Below are 16,954 nucleotides of genomic sequence, written 5' to 3'. Positions count from 1 at the left end.
GCATATTGTCGTATAAATATAATTGATAAATTAAAAAGGTATATTCATTTTCGGGAAATAATATAAATTGACCATCACTGGTAATAATGTGGAGAAGGCTATTTCTAATAGTATGGTCATATTTATAGAATCATATACTTGATATTTTTATTTTTGAAATTACATTAGAATCTCTCTTTTTATACTGTGTTTTTGTTTATCTAAAGCATCTGTGTCAGGCTTTAAGGTATTTTTCTATGTCATAGATATATGATTACCATTGGTTTTTCTGTGTTTTTAAAGGAATACACCATTATTGCAATAAATCTATTCATTAATAGATATGTGTTGTCTTAGTCTATTAATAATAGGAGCTAAAATATTACTGAATATTTATTTGTTTATTTCATTTCTAAATTTTTCTAACAATTCAGGATCTTTTTAAAATTTCCTCCAATATATTTTCTATTAATTGCGATTTAAAAGCATCCTGTGATTTCTCCATTATCTTCTTTGTCATATCCAGTATTATATTGGATTTCTCTACTATTATTTTATCTTCTTTTACAACAATTCCATAAGCTTTAAGAATTGCGTCATCCTGATCCATTCCAGATAAATACACATATATTACAGCCATCTAGCTTTCATTAATTCATACCATCTGATTTTCCAAAGATACTTCGGTAACTTTAGAAGCTAGCAACGAAGCTCTTGTATGCCTGAACAAATGTGGATACATCCTTTTATCTATTCCTGCACGTTTTTTAACATTAAAAAATAATTTTCTTACTGCGTAATAATGTAATCGCTTATGCATTGTATCTCCCTGTTGCCACGTAAAAAGGTATTAATCCCCATCATATTTTATTTTTATATAATCCCTTAAATATGCTGTAGAATAGCCTATTATTCCCAAGATTCTATTACCTGTTTTGCCATGAAAATGCGATATCACACAATATTCTTCATAAACAATATCGGATATTTTTAAAGATAATATTTCACTTACCCTGCACCCTGAATAATATAAAATGGATATAATTGCCTTATCCCTGGCATTGTTGCAGTTTCTAATTATTTCATCGACACCTGTCCTGGTAATCAGACTTATCTTCTTATCACGGCTTGGCTTCCTGACCTTTAAATTTTCAATATAATCTGGCAATGTGCCAAATTACCATTTATAAAACCTTTTCATAACGGTTTCATAATCAACAAAAGTCGGACCCATATATTTCTTCTTGAAATTCAATAGCATTTTTATAATATCATTTTTCCTGATTAAGGAACATATCCTGCAAATTACTGTAAATAACCCTTACCTTTGTCAAATAAAATAATTTCTTGAACACCGCTATGCCTGTTATCTTGATTTCATCAACAAAATGCAATGTTGCATTCCTTGCTTCCGCTTACTGTGGAAAGTAAAAGATATGTATCTAATGGAAGCTTGTTAATAGTATTACAAATTGGTTGCAAAATATACAATGGAGTATATATCAAATATATGTAATAAGAAATTTTTAAGTCGTAACATACTGATCATGAATTAAATTTTTCTCTTCTTTACGTATAACTTTAATTACGGTACAAATTTTTTGAAGGATAATTTTAGGTCTTTGCATTCCATTTCAATATATATCATTCTTGCATTTCAAAGACAATATTTTAATATCGATGCCATCGGAAAATGGTTTTAAACATGTTCGAAAGACACCTATTTATATTAAAGTCAACTATTTTACATAAAATCATATCCTGTTGGTTTTAAAGTTTAAGATGTACTAATTGATGTGGAAGAAAATTATCATGACAACCATGAATCACAGACCGTACAGAATAAAAATTTTAGAAAAACTGAAAGGTCATTATCGGGGAAATGGGATCAAAAATCCATATGATCGGTATCATGAATTAAGGCCGATTGCAACATGTTGCAACCGATCATGTTGCAATAAAATAAAATATGGATATGAAAATTAAAATATGGAATTAGGATAATATAGGATAAAATGAATATGCAACACTATGTTGCAACTGTTGCAACACCAGTTGCAACATCGGAAAATGCCTAAAATAGAGGGTCTTCTAACGAACGCTGGCTTTTTCATGGTGACCATGTTGCAACCGTTGCAACACTAATTGCAACATAGGAAATTGCGTATAATTTTGGTTCTGCTGGTGTGTTCGGAGTAAATGGGACATATGCATGGGACAATATGTGGCAACGTGTTTCCTTTGCATGTTTCCATTCAGGAAAATGCCTATAATAGCGGATCTGTTAAGAAATGTTACCATGCCCATGTTACCTCTTTAGAACTCATGGTAACATTAGGTAACATGGATGAAGTAACCAAAGAAGCATCCATGGAAACAATCGATACAATAAGCATGGCCAGGATTCAGGAGTACTAGCCAGCATGGAAGATGCCGGATCCGTGAATGTAATCTTGTACGTGATATGATATCAAGTTTCAGTATCGTTACAGCATTACAATTAACAGCAATCGATCCCGTGTGTAATAACCTTAGCCAATTCAATGGAGTATATGTAAGCCACATTTTATGCTGTAAAGTTTACATATTGATTCGTGCTGTTTTTGGTTATTCTATTTAATGTGACGAAACATCTGTATTTTTTGGGCAGACCGATCTTCTTTAAATGGTACCGTATACCCTGGAGATAAGGCTAAGGGAAGATTAATCGCAACGTATGGTGATATCAAGTTATCTGTGCTAGATATAAAGTTTTATCCTATTTATGTCGCTTTGTAGGATCGTTGGGAACCTTTATAAATATAACGGATGAATTTTTCGTGTTGTATGTAGTTCCATTAACAACGTTCAGGACGTATTTGCCGGTAGACCAACCTAATTAAATTCAATGCCATAGTATATTAGGGATAGACGAAGGATCTCCATATTTTATGGGCGAATTGTTCGCTGTAGAGTTAACCTTTACAAAGGTATTATTCGTGATAGTATTGGAATCGGCGCGAACTATCATCGAGCTTCCTGCATCACATATTGCAAAATACGCCTACGTTGTAAGGGTAGAATTCATTATTAGTTATATTTATGTCATACTGTACGATTATGTTGCTTACCTCGTCGTTGTTGCTGGATCGACAAATGTATTGTTTACTGTGTTTACACCTTTTTTAAATGTAAAGCCGTTGAGATTCAGAACAAATTGTTGAATCATTGCATATGATAGTGTAACGCAATTCACGTATACAGTCGTGTATTCATCTATGAATTTACTGGCTATTCCTTCAAATTTTTACAATATAGATACGATAGAGATTAAAAATGAGTATGAGAGATCGTATTATAAAGACAAAAAACCTAACGACTTATGATTGTTGCGATGCATCTTCTTATTTCTCAATTATCCCAAAAATATTAAATGAATTGGCACATGAATTCAATTTCCAATCTGGGAAGAATAAATAATATTAGTGGAATATTGAGTAACTGATCCTATAAATGCAAGGTTCAATTACGGATATGCAATTCTTCAATCATTAATAAGGAAAGATATCAATACAATAGGTCTTAACCAATCAATTTGACTTCTGCTTTCAATTACAGATACGAAACATCCCTTAATTTATGATTTTAAGAACAAGTTAGATATATGATAGATTATTCCATTATCGAGATGCTTGAATTAGGAATGAAAAGATCTGATTTTATAACCATTAGGAATCATTAAATAAGATTGAAGCCCAATACAGCTAAACTATTAATTGGTAAATTTTAGGAAAAATTTCAGTATACGTTATGTACTTAAGAGCAAACTGCATATTCTTGACAACACAATGGTTGAGGACGTAAGGTAGCTCTGCAAATATATTTCAAGAAGAGATACAGTGAATGTAAGAAAAAATAGCATCTATTGAACCTAAGGAAAGGAAATAACAAGCGATAAACAAGTACACATCGTGTTATGAAAAAAAATAAATAGAGGATCTTTGTCACATCTTATAAAAAGGTAAAGGGTAGGATTGAAAATGGGAATGAAAGATATGATGCGTACGATAAAAAGATACAAAGAGGCATATAGGAACTATATGGGCGTTATGTGGAACGTTTGGAGAGGAAGAGATAGAATTAAGGTTATATTGCAAAATGGAAATTCAACATATTTAAATCACGATTTGGCATACGCGTATTCTGTGCTATTTACCACTAGGAATGATCACATTTATAATGTGAATTTAGAAGGCAATAGTATAAAATTCACTTATAATGGTCATAACATAATGTTCGAATACCCCATCGGTGACGCTGCAGGTGTTTTTGGATTCGAAATTTACGCTTTCCTCAGAGTTGAAAATGAAACTGTCATTGATATAGGTGCCAATATTGGCGATTCATCCATATATTTTGCATTAAATAACGCAAAAAAAGTTATCGCTTTGGAACCATATCCGTACTCCTATAACATAGCATTAAAAAATATCAAAAACTACGATCTACAAGATAAAATAATATTATTAAATGCGGGTTACGGTCAAGATGGTACTATAAAGGTAGATCCTGATTTTAAAAACCCCGGTACTATTAATTTAAGATCATTCACCGATGGCATGGATATTAAAATATTGTCTTTAAAAACGTTGTTGAGTGATTACCAAATAGATAAGGCTGTTCTAAAGATGGATTGCGAGGGCTGTGAGTATAATTTACTCAAGGAGGATAACGATACGTTAAAGAAATTTGAAAGAATAGAAATCGAGTACCACTACGGTTATGAAAAATTAAAGGATAAACTTGAAGAAGCCGGATTCACTGTAACTTATACTAAACCTGTAAAACTATTTAATAAAGATGCAACAGAACATAACATGCGTATGGGTTATATCTATGCAAAATCAGGTGTATGAATAAACATATTTACAGGACATAATAAGTGTAATGGTCTAATCCTAAATCGTAAGACAAAAAGCTTGAATATTATAAGAAAATTCCTCTATAATACAGTAATCAAACTTCTTCTTAGCTATGTCTATTCCACATTATATGGTCTACAGTTAATACAATCTTTTTCTATGTTCCAACAGCCTTGCTTATTATCGGTACATTTGTGCAATATATATTATTATACTTGAACATGAAAAAAGAAATACATACTTAATAGGGTGGATCATGCCACATGGAACTAATAGTGCCCCCTGATCATTGCCATAATGGTGTTATGGTTAAAATCATTATACAAAACTGTCCAGAATTAAAGGGGAACAGATCACGATCGTTTAGATAGTCCAACAAAGTGAATTATAGCAATAATGGAGAAATTAAAATTATATATGGAATATAGAAAAGAGAATTCATACAAGTAGTAATACTATTTATCTTAAGATTTTCTTCTTTGAACTTCTTCAATTAACCTAATAAAATTTTTATTCATGTTATCATAGCTAAATTCTTTAGCTGTTTCCAATCCGTCTTGAATCATTTGCTCCCTTAAAGCTTTGTTATTGATTAACAATATAACCTTTTGATACAAACAATAAGAATCTCTCACAGGGCACACAATGCCATTTAAGCCATCTTTAATATATTCATTTACTCCTCCGTTGTCAGTTACAACTACAGCACAACCACATGCCATCGCTTCCAGAGGTGGCGATGGCATTCCCTCGACTATAGAAGGCAAGACAAAAATAATACTTTTGTTATACAGGCCAAGCAAAACTTTTCTGGATAGCCTGTAATAATAAATTATCTCGTTCCTTATATCTGCCGGTATTTCATCCAATTTATAATCTCCGAATGCCGTGATTTTTATACTTTCATTATTCTGCAATAATTTTCTAATGCATTCAATAGCATATATTGAGCCTTTCTATTCACTTATTCTTAATGGAAACATAATGTATTCCCTATCATTAGTTTTTGTTAGCTTTTTAAAGAATTGAGTATCAATACCGACATGGAAAAACAATGGTTTTTCCGCCTTAAACCTGTTATACATTTTTTGGTTTATGACAATTTTTTTAAATGGAAAAGTATATGTAAATTTTGCATTGTTGGAATTCTCTCCGCTAAAAGAGACATCATCTTGACTATGCTGGACAAGGTATAGCGTTTCGATTTTATGCTTTTTAACATATTCCCTAACGAAATAAGCAGTTTCCCATGAAGTGGCTATAATGATATTTATTTTAATTTTAACATCTTCAATAGTTTCATAATAATATAAATCAATATCATCTAAAATAGAATAATTATAATCAACTCCTAGGAGTTTATATAGTCGTAATTTATAGAACAAATCAATTCTCTTAACGTTAAATAATAAGCGAAATAAATATACAATCAATCTATACCATCTATTCTCATTCTTTACATGTTGACTAACATTATAATTCTCTATATAAATTTCTGGCTTCTCTAAAAAAATGATAGAGGTTCTTATACCTTCCTTGTTAAGTGCTTTAGCAAGCCTGTAAACAATATCATAGCCACCTGATGGATAAGTAATACTAGGTCTTGGCAAAACAAAAACCACATCATAAATATTGAGCTTCATTTTATTATCTTTCATATTTTTACAAACACTCATTGGTTGTTTGTTTTTAAATATTTTTATGGTCTACTGCAATTACATGTAATCGGGTAAATGATGCGGTATTATACAAAAAAATCAATTTGGTATATCCCAAAAGGAAAATTAAGTTAAAAAGATAAAAATTTATAAGAGTAATTTGATATTAATTAAAGCCTATTTTGCTCTTAATATATTTTTGATTTATGAAAGGCTCTATTGCATATTTTATAATAAATGAGGGCATTGATAATAAAATTAGCATGGATATTTTATAAAAAATGATTTAACTCCACGTAAAAATTTCTCATTATTATAAAATAACCAAGATTTAATATCTTCATTCCCTATAAAATATATATTATTTTTCGTTAAATACCTGCTCAACAAATTTGCCTTAAGTTTAGCGTCTATTGTATATGACATTAACTTATCTCTACTGTTTTCTGTTTTTATTTATCAACCTTTTATATAAAATTTCGAATGATGCAACTGCTAATTTAGCCAGATTTAAATCTGATGATGCAATTTCTTCTAATGATCCAGTAAAATGCGTTTCACTTTTATGAGCCCTGTAATATGTTAAAGCCTCATAACCGTTTACAATCTCTTTACCAGAGTCTAACGCATTGATATATAATACGGTATTTACGCCTTTCGGAATCTCCTTTATTATATCTCTATATATAATATCTTTTCGTATAGATATTGATGATGAATTAAAATATGGATCAGTATTTTTTATATTTAAAGAATGCCCAAATTTATCTACTATTTCTGAAGCATTATGATAATAACAAGCATTTTCGTTTTTAAATAAGTTAAATACAATTTCAAGTTTATTACTTGTAAATAAATCATCATCCTCTAAAAATGATACTACATTTCCATTTGTTATTTTAAGTGTATCATATATCTTTCCCGAAAGTGAGTTATCATTGCTGAACATATTTTTTATATTATTTTTATTTATAAAATAATCTATTTTATCATCATTGTAATTTTTCTATAACTATTATCTCATAATATTTTTTATCTAACGTCTGATTTAATGCGCTTTTTACTGCATCTAATATATATTTTTTTCCGTTATATGCTATTATTATTACTGATATAACCATATTACCCTTTTCTGAATGCATTAATTATAAGCTTATTAATATTTTTATAATTTGATTCTATCGGGAATTTTGTCTATTTATAGGGGATACCTCTTATTGTACATTTCCTTTATTTCGTACTGGCATTTATAATATTCGTTCATTTTCCCTAATGCATGCTTTGAATTAAATTATATTGACTTAAAATGGAATTCCTTCATTGCTGAATCCTTATTATGGAATCATGATATAGTATCTATCCTCTTTCTTATTTCTTCACTTAATTTTTCTATAGCATTGGTTGATTTCAGTAATTTTCTTATGCTTGGAGAATAATTATAGAACCTTAGTAGCTTTTCAAGGTTTTTCTCTGTATTGGATATTACTTTGGATATTTATTCTTCTATTTATTTTTAAATTCATTGAATTTTATTATAGCTTCTTCCTTATTATCACATTTAAACATTTTATCTCCATCATTAGTAATATCATCAGCATCCTTTTTTCTTACATCAGATTTTAATCCCCTTAAATAATGTATAGTGCATAACTGGAATTCTGATCTATTATATATTTCCATGACTTCCTCATCTAAATTCTTTATTCCATCTGCTACAATCAATAATAGCTCCTTTAATCCCCTGCTATAAAGATCCTCCAATACATCTTTGTATGTATTATGTGATTCTTTTACTGTTAAATAGAATCCTAATACTTCATACTCTCCTGTTTCTTTAATTCCTAATGCAAATACTACAGGTTCCTTATCAACATCCCCCTTCTTAAATAGAAGAATAAGCCATCTAACAATATTGCTATATACTTTTTATTTAATGACCTGTTAACAAATTTATAAACCTCTTCTATAGTTAAATCTGTTATTCTTGATACAGTGGATTTAGAGTATTTATTTCCTAATATATCCTCTATTATACCGCTATTCCCCTTGTAGATATGCCATTGAAATACATTTATACTATAAGATCCTCTATTCCTATTGATCTATTGTATGGTTCTATTGATTTTGTATGGAAATTTTCTGGAAGAAGATCGACTGTACCCTATGTCATTGAGCTGTTACGTCTGAGTATTCCGCGTACCTCCTAACCTTTCGGCAACAAAAGTTGTGAAAGAAAATAACCATCTTGACCGGAGATACCAGCAATTATAGCTTTCATTAACCTTTTATTAAAAACATATATATAATTTTGTTTCTAAGAGGTCGGTGGTTTGAATTAACCTGTATTTAGTATAGCTTTAAGTGTTTCTTTCATTCATTGTATAATCCGTTCCTTATTTTTAAAGCTAATATAGAATTCGTTAATTTTTTAGGATTGTTTGAAATATAGAGATTATTGCTGTAATTCACAAGGCTAAAAAACAAATCAGTTTGGATCTTAATGAGTTTAGTTCTTTGCTTATTTTTTTATATTCGTTTATTGTTGATTCCGTACAAAAGTGTAATAGATATGTATTAATTCCTTCACTTAAGTTGCCATATTTCTAGATTTTTCATATTGCCAAATATAAATTCATTAAAAATATTAAATATCATTATTTTTACCTAATTTTTTATTTACACCATCTTTAAACCCTTTTACACTTGATTTAGCAGTCTTTAAAATTTCCCAATGAATTAAACCCATGGTAATCCAGTAAAAAGCTTGAAATATGTACATTCTAAAGGTTATCTTATTCTCACCGAAAAGCACAGTAGAATTCCTGATTATATAGTAAAGTCTTTCGCTTGATTCATATGGAAATCCATTTTTGGTAATTCCTACATTATGGTCTATAGCCCTGTAGTTGTATTGTATAATACGGTATCCATGCATTCTTACATTATAATCAAAGTCGAAATCTACGGAATCTATAAAGAACTCTTCCCTGTATTTAATATACTTAAATATCTCTGATTTTACAATGTTTCCACTTGTCATTGGAAATTTAACATCCGTGAATTCTGGAATTTTAGGGTCCATTTTCGATATTAGCGCAATAATCCCTATATTGCTGTAAATAGAATTTGCTCTTTTTATTAACTCTTTAATATCATCTATTAAAGGAACTGTATCCTGGTCCAGTGTTAGTATGTAGTCATAATGCCCTTTCTCCAAGATATATTTAATACCGGTATTTAATGCATAGGCTATACCAAGATTATCTTCCAATTGAATTAGGTATCGGTCATTAAAGATATTATTACTTATGTAATCAAGAACCGGACTTTTATTGGAATTATTATCTACAATAACAACAAAATCAACAAGTTTTTCCAATTTTGTTAAACTTTCTATCAGTCTCTTATCTGGATTATATGTCACTATTAATGCAGCTATAGAAATATCATTATTCAATTTCGTAGTTATCTTTATCTATAACAAATATTAAAAACTGTTGTTCTTATCTTACATACCTGAGTCTTTGAATTGAGTTCAGATAAAAGTTTAATACAACACACGCTTCCTCTCGATATACTGCTCTTTCCATACTGAAAGGCATAATAATCTTATTGTATTAACTTTAATATAACAAAGGGAGACTATGAGCTACATTGTATCAAAAGAGGTCAGAGGCATTTAATATTACATGGATGGAAGTCGAAGGGTATCGCACAAAAGAAAGAAAAGTAAGGCAACGTGTGCTGAAGTATTATGGTCGGACAGATCCACGAAAGGAACCTGACGCCAAACCGATAACCAAGGAGTTGCTTCTTCATGCATACGATTTCGAAGGTGCTGCACTACTTTATAAGGCCGGCGGAGGCCATCAACCTGTTTGACGTGGTAAACACATACGTTCCAAGGAGGCAAGGACTGTCGTTAGGTCTTGAATTCTTTCTTACAACGTCGCATAAACTATTAGATTATAAACCAACATCTGCGAACTCAACAAATTGGGTAAAGAAGACCCATCTGCCATTATCCATGAACTTTGACCCCGAGCGCATAACAGATAACACGCAGCAGTACCTAATGAACAAACTCTACTATGAGGAAAAGAACACCGACCACCTGTACAGGATCTCGATACAACTATACGGAAACGCACTGAAACTGTTCGGCAAAGAAGACGACACCTACTTCTACGATATCACCCCGATATATTTTGAAGGCAAATGCTGTCCTCTTGCATTCTTTGGGCACAACAAGGATGGGAAACTCAACAAACTCCAGATAAACATCGCGATGATAATGAACGGAAAGTATGGAATACCTGTCGTTAACAAAGTATTCGAGGGCAACATAAACGACGTGAATACAGTATACAAAATGGTCTACTATCCAGAAGTGTACTGTTTCTCACACTTCTGGATAGATCAGGAAAATAATTAAGAAACGGTTCCTGTCTCTTCACCTCATTTCCTTTCTTTCATATTTGCTTCCCTCCTCAATACTTTTGCCTTCTCTATCTTTGCCTCCCTCACTGCCAGGAGTATTTTAGGATCGCCCCTGTAATACTGTATCGGTGTGAGATACTGCAGTGCGGAATGTCTTCTTTCGTTATTGTAGTGCTGAACGATACCGGAGATTTCGGATTTCGCCTGTTCGTAATCAGTCTGTATGACAGGTACCAAGACTCTCGCATGGTCTTGTTGGCTCTTTCAACGATCGCGTTGTTTTCTTGTGTGTGAGGCCTTATGAGTTTTTGAGTGAGATGATTCTCCCTCAGGACATGTTTGAACTCCATTGCGATGAATGATGAACCGTTATCGCTCTGTATAACAGGTTCTGCAAGTGATGATTTTCTCAGTGTGTCGATTGCTCTCTGTGCCTCCATGGATATGGAATCGACATCCATAGATATCAGCAGTGAATGATGCACTATGTACCTGGAATATTCGTCTATGAAGATCAGAAGATAGAAGAATCTTCCATTTATCTTGATGTACATAATGTCTGTCTGCCATCTTTCGTCAGGTCTCTTCGCCTTTTACGGTCTTGTGGATGGCCAGGTCTTCATGTGCCATTCTGTTATGAGATCGTGCTTCTTCAATATTCTGTAAACTGATTGAGGGGAGAGATATGTAAGATCCTCATCAATGAGTGTGTATGCAATCTCCCTGAATGACATTTCCGGTTGTTTACGCCTGTATCCTATAACGATCCACTCATCATCCTCCCTGACAGCGAAGGAGTTGAACCTTCCGTCCAGGAGGGGTGAGAAATCAAGCTGTACATAGTACCAGGACCTTGGTGTGCGAAGGATCTTCAGTGTTGCTTTTCCTGAATATCCTGCCCTTTCCATGGCATTCATGACAGTCCGGTGGATGTCATGGAACAGTGACCTCATGTCCATCCCCTCCCCTGAAAGATGCTTCTATACTTTTTTGATCTCAAGGTTCTCCTCTACAATCTCGGAAATGGTCTCCTTTAGCCTTGCATTCTCCTCTTTCAGATCGTCAATGCGTTTATCTGCAGGTACACCTTTTCTCTACCTGTCTTCGAATATATCAGCAGAACTCCTCATTAGTTTCTCCTTCCACGAGTAAAACCTTGCAGACTTGATATCATATTTTCTGCACAGATCCGAAACTGAGATGGTTCCGCTCAGGCCTTGCAGTACAATTTTCAGTTTCTCTTCCGGTTTATATACCTTTCTTTCTGGCATTTTATGGACATGGAACGAAGTGTATCTTAATTAATTTCACGATTTGTCCAGAGATGCGTGAAACATTTCACAAAATATGCTATTTACATATGTAATACTGTCAATGCTGGAATGTAAAATAAATAGTATAGGAATATCAGGGACAGAGGCATTGATCATATTGAACACCGTGTATAATGTTTATTTGAAGGATAGAGAATCCAATATTGAATGGAGTGAAAGTATGGAATTGTCAAAGAAGCAGGAGTTTATCACAACCCTGGTGTATGAAAACTGGTAAAAAGTTAGTAATAAGCGTGCAACAGAATATAACGTGCGTACCGGTTATATCTATGCAAAATAAGGGATGTGAAGATTCGAGATAGTTATGCGGAACAAACTTAAGATCTTATCTAATAGCCCCAAGGCATCCTCATTGCAATCCACCTCATCTACATCCAATGTTCTTAAGAATAACTATTTTAAAGGTAAATTTAAGTAAATTCGCCCTAAACGCTTGTTCATGTGATCCTCGGCATTCTTAACCGCAATAATTGATGAAATTTGATCTGGAGATTACGCAATAGAATGCTTGGATCCTTGAACACGAAGGAATAACATCTTTTTGCTTATACTAACCAAAGTGAAGTATATGTCGTTGCTTCTTGTCATCGACCTGCATACTCTAATCACTCATCCCTATGGATTTCTTATTTCATAGGAGGTAATGCAATAACAGTATGCTGTATAACAATAGTTATACTGCATTAATGGGAGGAAAATGAAATATAAAGTTAAGGTATACTTTTAAAGTGAAGATAGCAATAGTAGTACCTTATGTCCATAAGATCGAAGGCAATCGTTTGGCTTTTTCTCTTGCACGGGCCCTCTCCCGTCTAAATAGCGTAACATTGTTCATTCATACCATAACGCAGAGGACCAAGGAATCAGTTGAAGATTACATCAGGCCTGCTGAACTAAAATATATCAAGATCATAGATCAAGGCCATTTCGGTGTACGTTTCTCCTTAAATTACCAGTTTCTTAGGAAAAAAGCGAAAGAACTTGCAAAGTTTATAACGGACAATGGGGAATACGATATCGTGTTCGTTATTGCCAACGAGGGCCACTGGCTGCCACAGTACATAAAGAAAAATTCAAGGGCTAAGGTACTGCTGCTTGTTATGGAACTCCACGATCACGGTGTCGTCTCAATGGAACGATACCCTGAGAAGAACTCAATGTTAAGGAACATTGTCTTTTCCCCATTTTACGGCTTTCTCAAGTTCTTTGAACGATCGAGATTCGAGGAGTTCGACGGATTCTTTGCAAATTCAACGTGGACTAAAACATTGTTTGAGTATCTTTACGGCCTATACGTTCAGGACGTTTTGTACGTCATAGATACGGATCTGTTCAAACCAGGAGAACCGTATACAGCAGATAAATACATAGCAGTCCCAACGGTAAGTCTTTCATCGGATATTAACGGAAGAGAAATGGTGAAGAGGCTAGCCAAGGACGGCATACCTCTAGTGGCATACGGGCCCCTTAACCTCGAGGGTGTAAAAAACCTCGGCTATCTTGATGAAAATACAATGGTTAAGGTCCTCAGCGGCGCTTCAGCCACTCTATTCCTATACAATTACGAAGCTTTAGGCCTAATACCTTTTGAATCGCTTGCATGCGGAACACCTGTAATAACTTACAATAAGCAGGGCCCCAGCCTAGAACTAGCAGGCAATGAAAACGTTACATTCATCAGCACATATGAGGAGTTATTGGATGCATGCAGAAAAGCCTTAGAAAGAGAAAAAGACAACGAAATCAAGGAATCTTGCAGAACTTCCGTTATCAGATTTTCTCCTGAAAATGTAGGCGAAAGATTAGAAAAAGACCTCCAAAAGTTTCTATGAAAGCATTTTCGTATACTATTGAAGAATTTCATCACTCTTAAATCAAAACTTACAATATTAAATATCGCATAGTACGAGACTAATGATCACATCGATATTAACTCTATAGATTTAATATAGAATTAGTTGTTATAATTAAAATGGCACATACCCTTACGTATATTAGATGTCCGTGTCAATACGTCGTAGTTAATAGCGTTAAACTGATTTATGGCTGTATATTATAAAAATGATCTCCAACATTATTATTGAGTAAACCGATCCAATCGTAATTAGAAGATCGTTTTTCTTCGGTGAATTTAGAAGGAGAAAAATATTATAATAATACGGTTTCATTCAAAACAGAATGAAAATTGCCCTCTTTACGAATACCAACGTTTCTCTTGGTGCAGGCATAGAGAAAACTCTTTTAAATTATGTTAAATACAATACTGATCATCAATTAGTAATAGTCCAATCTCAGTTTTATAAAGTCCAGCGCTTGCCTAACGACGTACTGGATCGTATCGGCATTAAGAATGTCGTAACTATTAAAGATTACGAGCACTGTATATCGTTTTTAAGGATGCATCGGATAACTAAGCCGATATACGCTCTGATTCTTCCCTTGCTGATAAGAATAACGAAAGTGCTTAACATTAAAAAGTTAAGATCGATAGGAGAGCTTGACGTAGTCTATCTCTTTAAAAACGAGTACTGGCCACTTTTCAAAGGGAAGTTGATAATAGGAAGCAATCACGCCCAGTTTGCATTTGATAATACCTATAACAGAATACTTGCATTGCTTGTGCGATCCGGCCTAGTATACAGAGGAATAGACGCATTCCATTTATTCCCTAAATCCAAAGGTATCGGAAAATTGATGGGAAAGCGCTATTTTACAGGGATAATTGGTGTAGAAACTTCCCAATTTAAACCAAAGGCTAGAGACAACACTGTTAACGTCCTTTTCGTAGGAAGACTAGAATATATAAAGGGCATCGACCTATTTATTGAAGTATGCAAGAAATTTGAAGGAAATACTGGTGTAAAATTCAATGTTTCTGGAGGTGGGGAATACTCCCAGATATTGAATGACAATAAATTGCCCAATCTTACTTACCATGGAGTATTAAGTGAAGGTGAACTAGCAGATCTCTACGGAAAGTGTGATATATTCTTATATCCCACAAGATGGGACGCTCAACCATCAGTTATAGCCGAGGCCTTATCTGCGGGCGAATATATAATTACCTCTCAGAGAATTAGAGGCACTTACGACGATCTCTCAGAAAAGGGCTTTTTAGAGTATAGCAGTTTATCTCTCGATGATCTATCCAATAGGCTTCTCAAGGCAATAGATAGAGTAGCTGAACTAAGGGCGATCTCGGATGCCGAGCACAGCTACGCTGTTGAAAAATACGATAACTCTGTAGTAGTAAGAGATCTTTACAAAAATATAGAAAATCTTTACATATCAATGCAGAGGAATCAACATTAGCGTAACATAATTATTATCTTCCGAATCATTATTAATTGGTTATGTCATGATGACCTAATGGGAGATCCATTTATAAGCGTCATAATAATTGCATACAACAGAAAGGAATTTTTATTGGATGCCATAAAAAGTGCATTGGATCAAACATTAGACAGAGAATATTATGAGATTATAGTCATCAAAAATTTTCAGGATGATACGATAGATAATTTCATTAAAGAAAATAATATTAAAGGAATAATAAGTGAAAACAAATCACTGGGCGGAAAAATATCTGAAGCGCTTTATGTGTCAAAAGGTGAAATAGTATCATTTTTGGAAGATGACGATATGTTCGATCGACAGAAGCTGGAAACCGTCTACAAGATATTTAGGAGGAATACAAATGTAGTTTACTACCATAACGTTGCTGAGTACATAGATGAATCCGGAAAAAAATTAGGCCGAACAAATAGGGGTCTGAGCTTCAATTCATCATCCATAAGCATCAGAAAAAGCGTTGTGATGCACGAATTCCTTGAGAATTCAAAGGTATCGGTAGACAATATGATGTTTTATTTTGCGCTAGAATCATCGGGTAAAATAATCAATGGAAAAAAAGTACTAACCTTATATAGGTATCATACCAGCAGTTCACACACTTTTGCTCCTTATAGAGTTAGGCTTGAGCAGACTATATCATCATACTCTATTGACGTCATTCATTTTACAGAGCTTTATAATTATTTTTCGAAGAAAGGGACAAGGCGAGCTATATTCAATCACATAATGGAAGTTAGTATCATTGCTAATATTGCTAGTCGGCTCCTTGGAAAAAATCAGCCATATAGAATAAGCTTTTCGCAATTCCTCAGGTGGATGTCCATACTATATTATTGGGACTCACCCATTGCGTATCCATTAAAGTATATCCGGGTTTTCGAACTATTTGGCCCTGTTCCAATCGTTTACAAAGTCCAGAAGTACCTGATGAGAGATTCCATAAAAGAGGATAACGAATAGAAAATTACGAATCGTTATCTGATTTTGATTACGCGGAAATTGTTTGATTTGATGTAACTTATTAAAACCGGAGCGTTCTTGTTTTCCTTTTTTAAAACGTTAGTCTCCTGCAACATACCTCTACGCAAGGCTTCTTGTAATCTAAAAGTACAATATAGAGTATCTATGAATTCGAAATAATAGAGATTAGATATCTATTTTGTGTAAGGAGATTATGTCAGGCTCATTTATGAGAGACCTATTAGTTTTAAAGATACCGATATAATATATCTATTATATCAGTATAACAGAAACTAAATATTGTATTCTTTTCACAAATAGCCTCTAA

The 16,954-nt window shown here is 33.2% G+C and carries 19 protein-coding genes and 2 pseudogenes; 9 read left to right on the top strand and 12 right to left on the bottom strand.

The window, feature by feature from the left end:
• Positions 1-409 precede the first annotated feature (409 nt).
• On the bottom strand, positions 410-619 hold the full coding sequence (locus TVG_RS08150; RefSeq protein ID WP_052268468.1) for a hypothetical protein: 210 nt from the start codon (positions 617-619) through the stop codon (positions 410-412).
• Positions 620-829: 210 nt separating this feature from the next.
• Complete coding sequence (locus TVG_RS08145) at positions 830-1,147, bottom strand: site-specific integrase (RefSeq protein ID WP_010917132.1); 318 nt, start codon at positions 1,145-1,147, stop codon at positions 830-832.
• A gap of 1,073 nt (positions 1,148-2,220) precedes the next feature.
• Between TVG_RS08145 and TVG_RS04710 the strand changes: the two genes are divergently transcribed.
• The 4 genes from TVG_RS04710 to TVG_RS04700 all read left to right on the top strand — a co-directional run bounded on the left by TVG_RS04710 (position 2,221) and on the right by TVG_RS04700 (position 4,874).
• A complete protein-coding gene (locus TVG_RS04710) occupies positions 2,221-2,397 on the top strand; it encodes a hypothetical protein (RefSeq protein WP_156769087.1) in 177 nt (58 codons plus the stop codon).
• A 560-nt stretch (positions 2,398-2,957) separates the two neighbouring features.
• Positions 2,958-3,182, top strand: coding sequence for a hypothetical protein (locus tag TVG_RS04705; protein ID WP_156769086.1), 225 nt, complete (start codon positions 2,958-2,960; stop codon positions 3,180-3,182).
• A gap of 285 nt (positions 3,183-3,467) precedes the next feature.
• A complete protein-coding gene (locus tag TVG_RS08995; RefSeq protein ID WP_156769171.1) occupies positions 3,468-3,557 on the top strand; it encodes a hypothetical protein in 90 nt (29 codons plus the stop codon).
• Positions 3,558-3,998: 441 nt separating this feature from the next.
• Complete coding sequence (locus tag TVG_RS04700; protein WP_010917131.1) at positions 3,999-4,874, top strand: FkbM family methyltransferase; 876 nt, start codon at positions 3,999-4,001, stop codon at positions 4,872-4,874.
• Between the two features lie 470 nt (positions 4,875-5,344).
• Here the strand turns inward: TVG_RS04700 and TVG_RS04695 are convergent, their stop codons facing one another.
• The 6 genes and pseudogenes from TVG_RS04695 to TVG_RS04675 all read right to left on the bottom strand — a co-directional run bounded on the left by TVG_RS04695 (position 5,345) and on the right by TVG_RS04675 (position 9,995).
• Positions 5,345-5,827, bottom strand: coding sequence for a glycosyltransferase (locus tag TVG_RS04695; protein WP_083755842.1), 483 nt, complete (start codon positions 5,825-5,827; stop codon positions 5,345-5,347).
• Between the two features lie 9 nt (positions 5,828-5,836).
• The gene (locus TVG_RS04690; protein WP_048053997.1) at positions 5,837-6,538 is read right to left on the bottom strand and encodes a hypothetical protein; all 702 of its coding nucleotides are present in this window, start codon (positions 6,536-6,538) and stop codon (positions 5,837-5,839) included.
• A 436-nt stretch (positions 6,539-6,974) separates the two neighbouring features.
• Positions 6,975-7,487: a hypothetical protein gene (locus TVG_RS08525; protein WP_010917129.1), complete on the bottom strand. Its 513-nt coding sequence runs from the start codon at positions 7,485-7,487 to the stop codon at positions 6,975-6,977.
• A 43-nt stretch (positions 7,488-7,530) separates the two neighbouring features.
• The gene (locus TVG_RS08800; protein ID WP_241760253.1) at positions 7,531-7,680 is read right to left on the bottom strand and encodes a glycosyltransferase; all 150 of its coding nucleotides are present in this window, start codon (positions 7,678-7,680) and stop codon (positions 7,531-7,533) included.
• Positions 7,681-7,736: 56 nt separating this feature from the next.
• Positions 7,737-8,675 (bottom strand): annotated as a pseudogene (locus TVG_RS08360) (IS256 family transposase); the annotation flags it as partial.
• Positions 8,676-9,182: 507 nt separating this feature from the next.
• Positions 9,183-9,995: a glycosyltransferase family 2 protein gene (locus TVG_RS04675; RefSeq protein WP_010917127.1), complete on the bottom strand. Its 813-nt coding sequence runs from the start codon at positions 9,993-9,995 to the stop codon at positions 9,183-9,185.
• Between the two features lie 197 nt (positions 9,996-10,192).
• Between TVG_RS04675 and TVG_RS08640 the strand changes: the two genes are divergently transcribed.
• Positions 10,193-10,420, top strand: coding sequence for a hypothetical protein (locus TVG_RS08640; RefSeq protein WP_048053995.1), 228 nt, complete (start codon positions 10,193-10,195; stop codon positions 10,418-10,420).
• Entirely contained in the window at positions 10,356-10,973 is a 618-nt protein-coding gene (locus tag TVG_RS04665; protein WP_156769085.1) for a hypothetical protein, read from the top strand. The genes TVG_RS08640 and TVG_RS04665 overlap by 65 nt, the downstream gene beginning before the upstream one ends.
• A 23-nt stretch (positions 10,974-10,996) precedes the next feature.
• On the opposite strand, the gene TVG_RS08990 is transcribed toward TVG_RS04665, so the two are convergent.
• The 4 genes and pseudogenes from TVG_RS08990 to TVG_RS08350 all read right to left on the bottom strand — a co-directional run bounded on the left by TVG_RS08990 (position 10,997) and on the right by TVG_RS08350 (position 12,249).
• On the bottom strand, positions 10,997-11,215 hold the full coding sequence (locus TVG_RS08990) for an integrase core domain-containing protein (protein WP_083755840.1): 219 nt from the start codon (positions 11,213-11,215) through the stop codon (positions 10,997-10,999).
• Positions 11,216-11,280: 65 nt separating this feature from the next.
• A pseudogene (locus tag TVG_RS08985) lies at positions 11,281-11,553 on the bottom strand (DDE-type integrase/transposase/recombinase); the annotation flags it as partial.
• Between the two features lie 18 nt (positions 11,554-11,571).
• On the bottom strand, positions 11,572-11,937 hold the full coding sequence (locus TVG_RS04655; RefSeq protein WP_010917124.1) for a hypothetical protein: 366 nt from the start codon (positions 11,935-11,937) through the stop codon (positions 11,572-11,574).
• 135 nt (positions 11,938-12,072) lie between these two features.
• Positions 12,073-12,249: a transposase gene (locus TVG_RS08350; protein WP_010917123.1), complete on the bottom strand. Its 177-nt coding sequence runs from the start codon at positions 12,247-12,249 to the stop codon at positions 12,073-12,075.
• Between the two features lie 791 nt (positions 12,250-13,040).
• On the opposite strand from TVG_RS08350, the gene TVG_RS04650 reads away from it, so the two are divergent.
• From TVG_RS04650 to TVG_RS08140, 3 genes are all read left to right on the top strand, one after another.
• Complete coding sequence (locus TVG_RS04650; RefSeq protein ID WP_010917122.1) at positions 13,041-14,144, top strand: glycosyltransferase; 1,104 nt, start codon at positions 13,041-13,043, stop codon at positions 14,142-14,144.
• Positions 14,145-14,490: 346 nt separating this feature from the next.
• Positions 14,491-15,624: a glycosyltransferase family 4 protein gene (locus TVG_RS04645; RefSeq protein ID WP_010917121.1), complete on the top strand. Its 1,134-nt coding sequence runs from the start codon at positions 14,491-14,493 to the stop codon at positions 15,622-15,624.
• A gap of 57 nt (positions 15,625-15,681) precedes the next feature.
• On the top strand, positions 15,682-16,626 hold the full coding sequence (locus TVG_RS08140) for a glycosyltransferase family 2 protein (protein ID WP_010917120.1): 945 nt from the start codon (positions 15,682-15,684) through the stop codon (positions 16,624-16,626).
• Positions 16,627-16,954 lie beyond the last annotated feature (328 nt).

Origin of the sequence: Thermoplasma volcanium GSS1 (assembly GCF_000011185.1) — an archaeon.
GTDB lineage: Archaea > Thermoplasmatota > Thermoplasmata > Thermoplasmatales > Thermoplasmataceae > Thermoplasma > Thermoplasma volcanium.
This window is presented reverse-complemented; position numbering and strand designations above follow the sequence as displayed.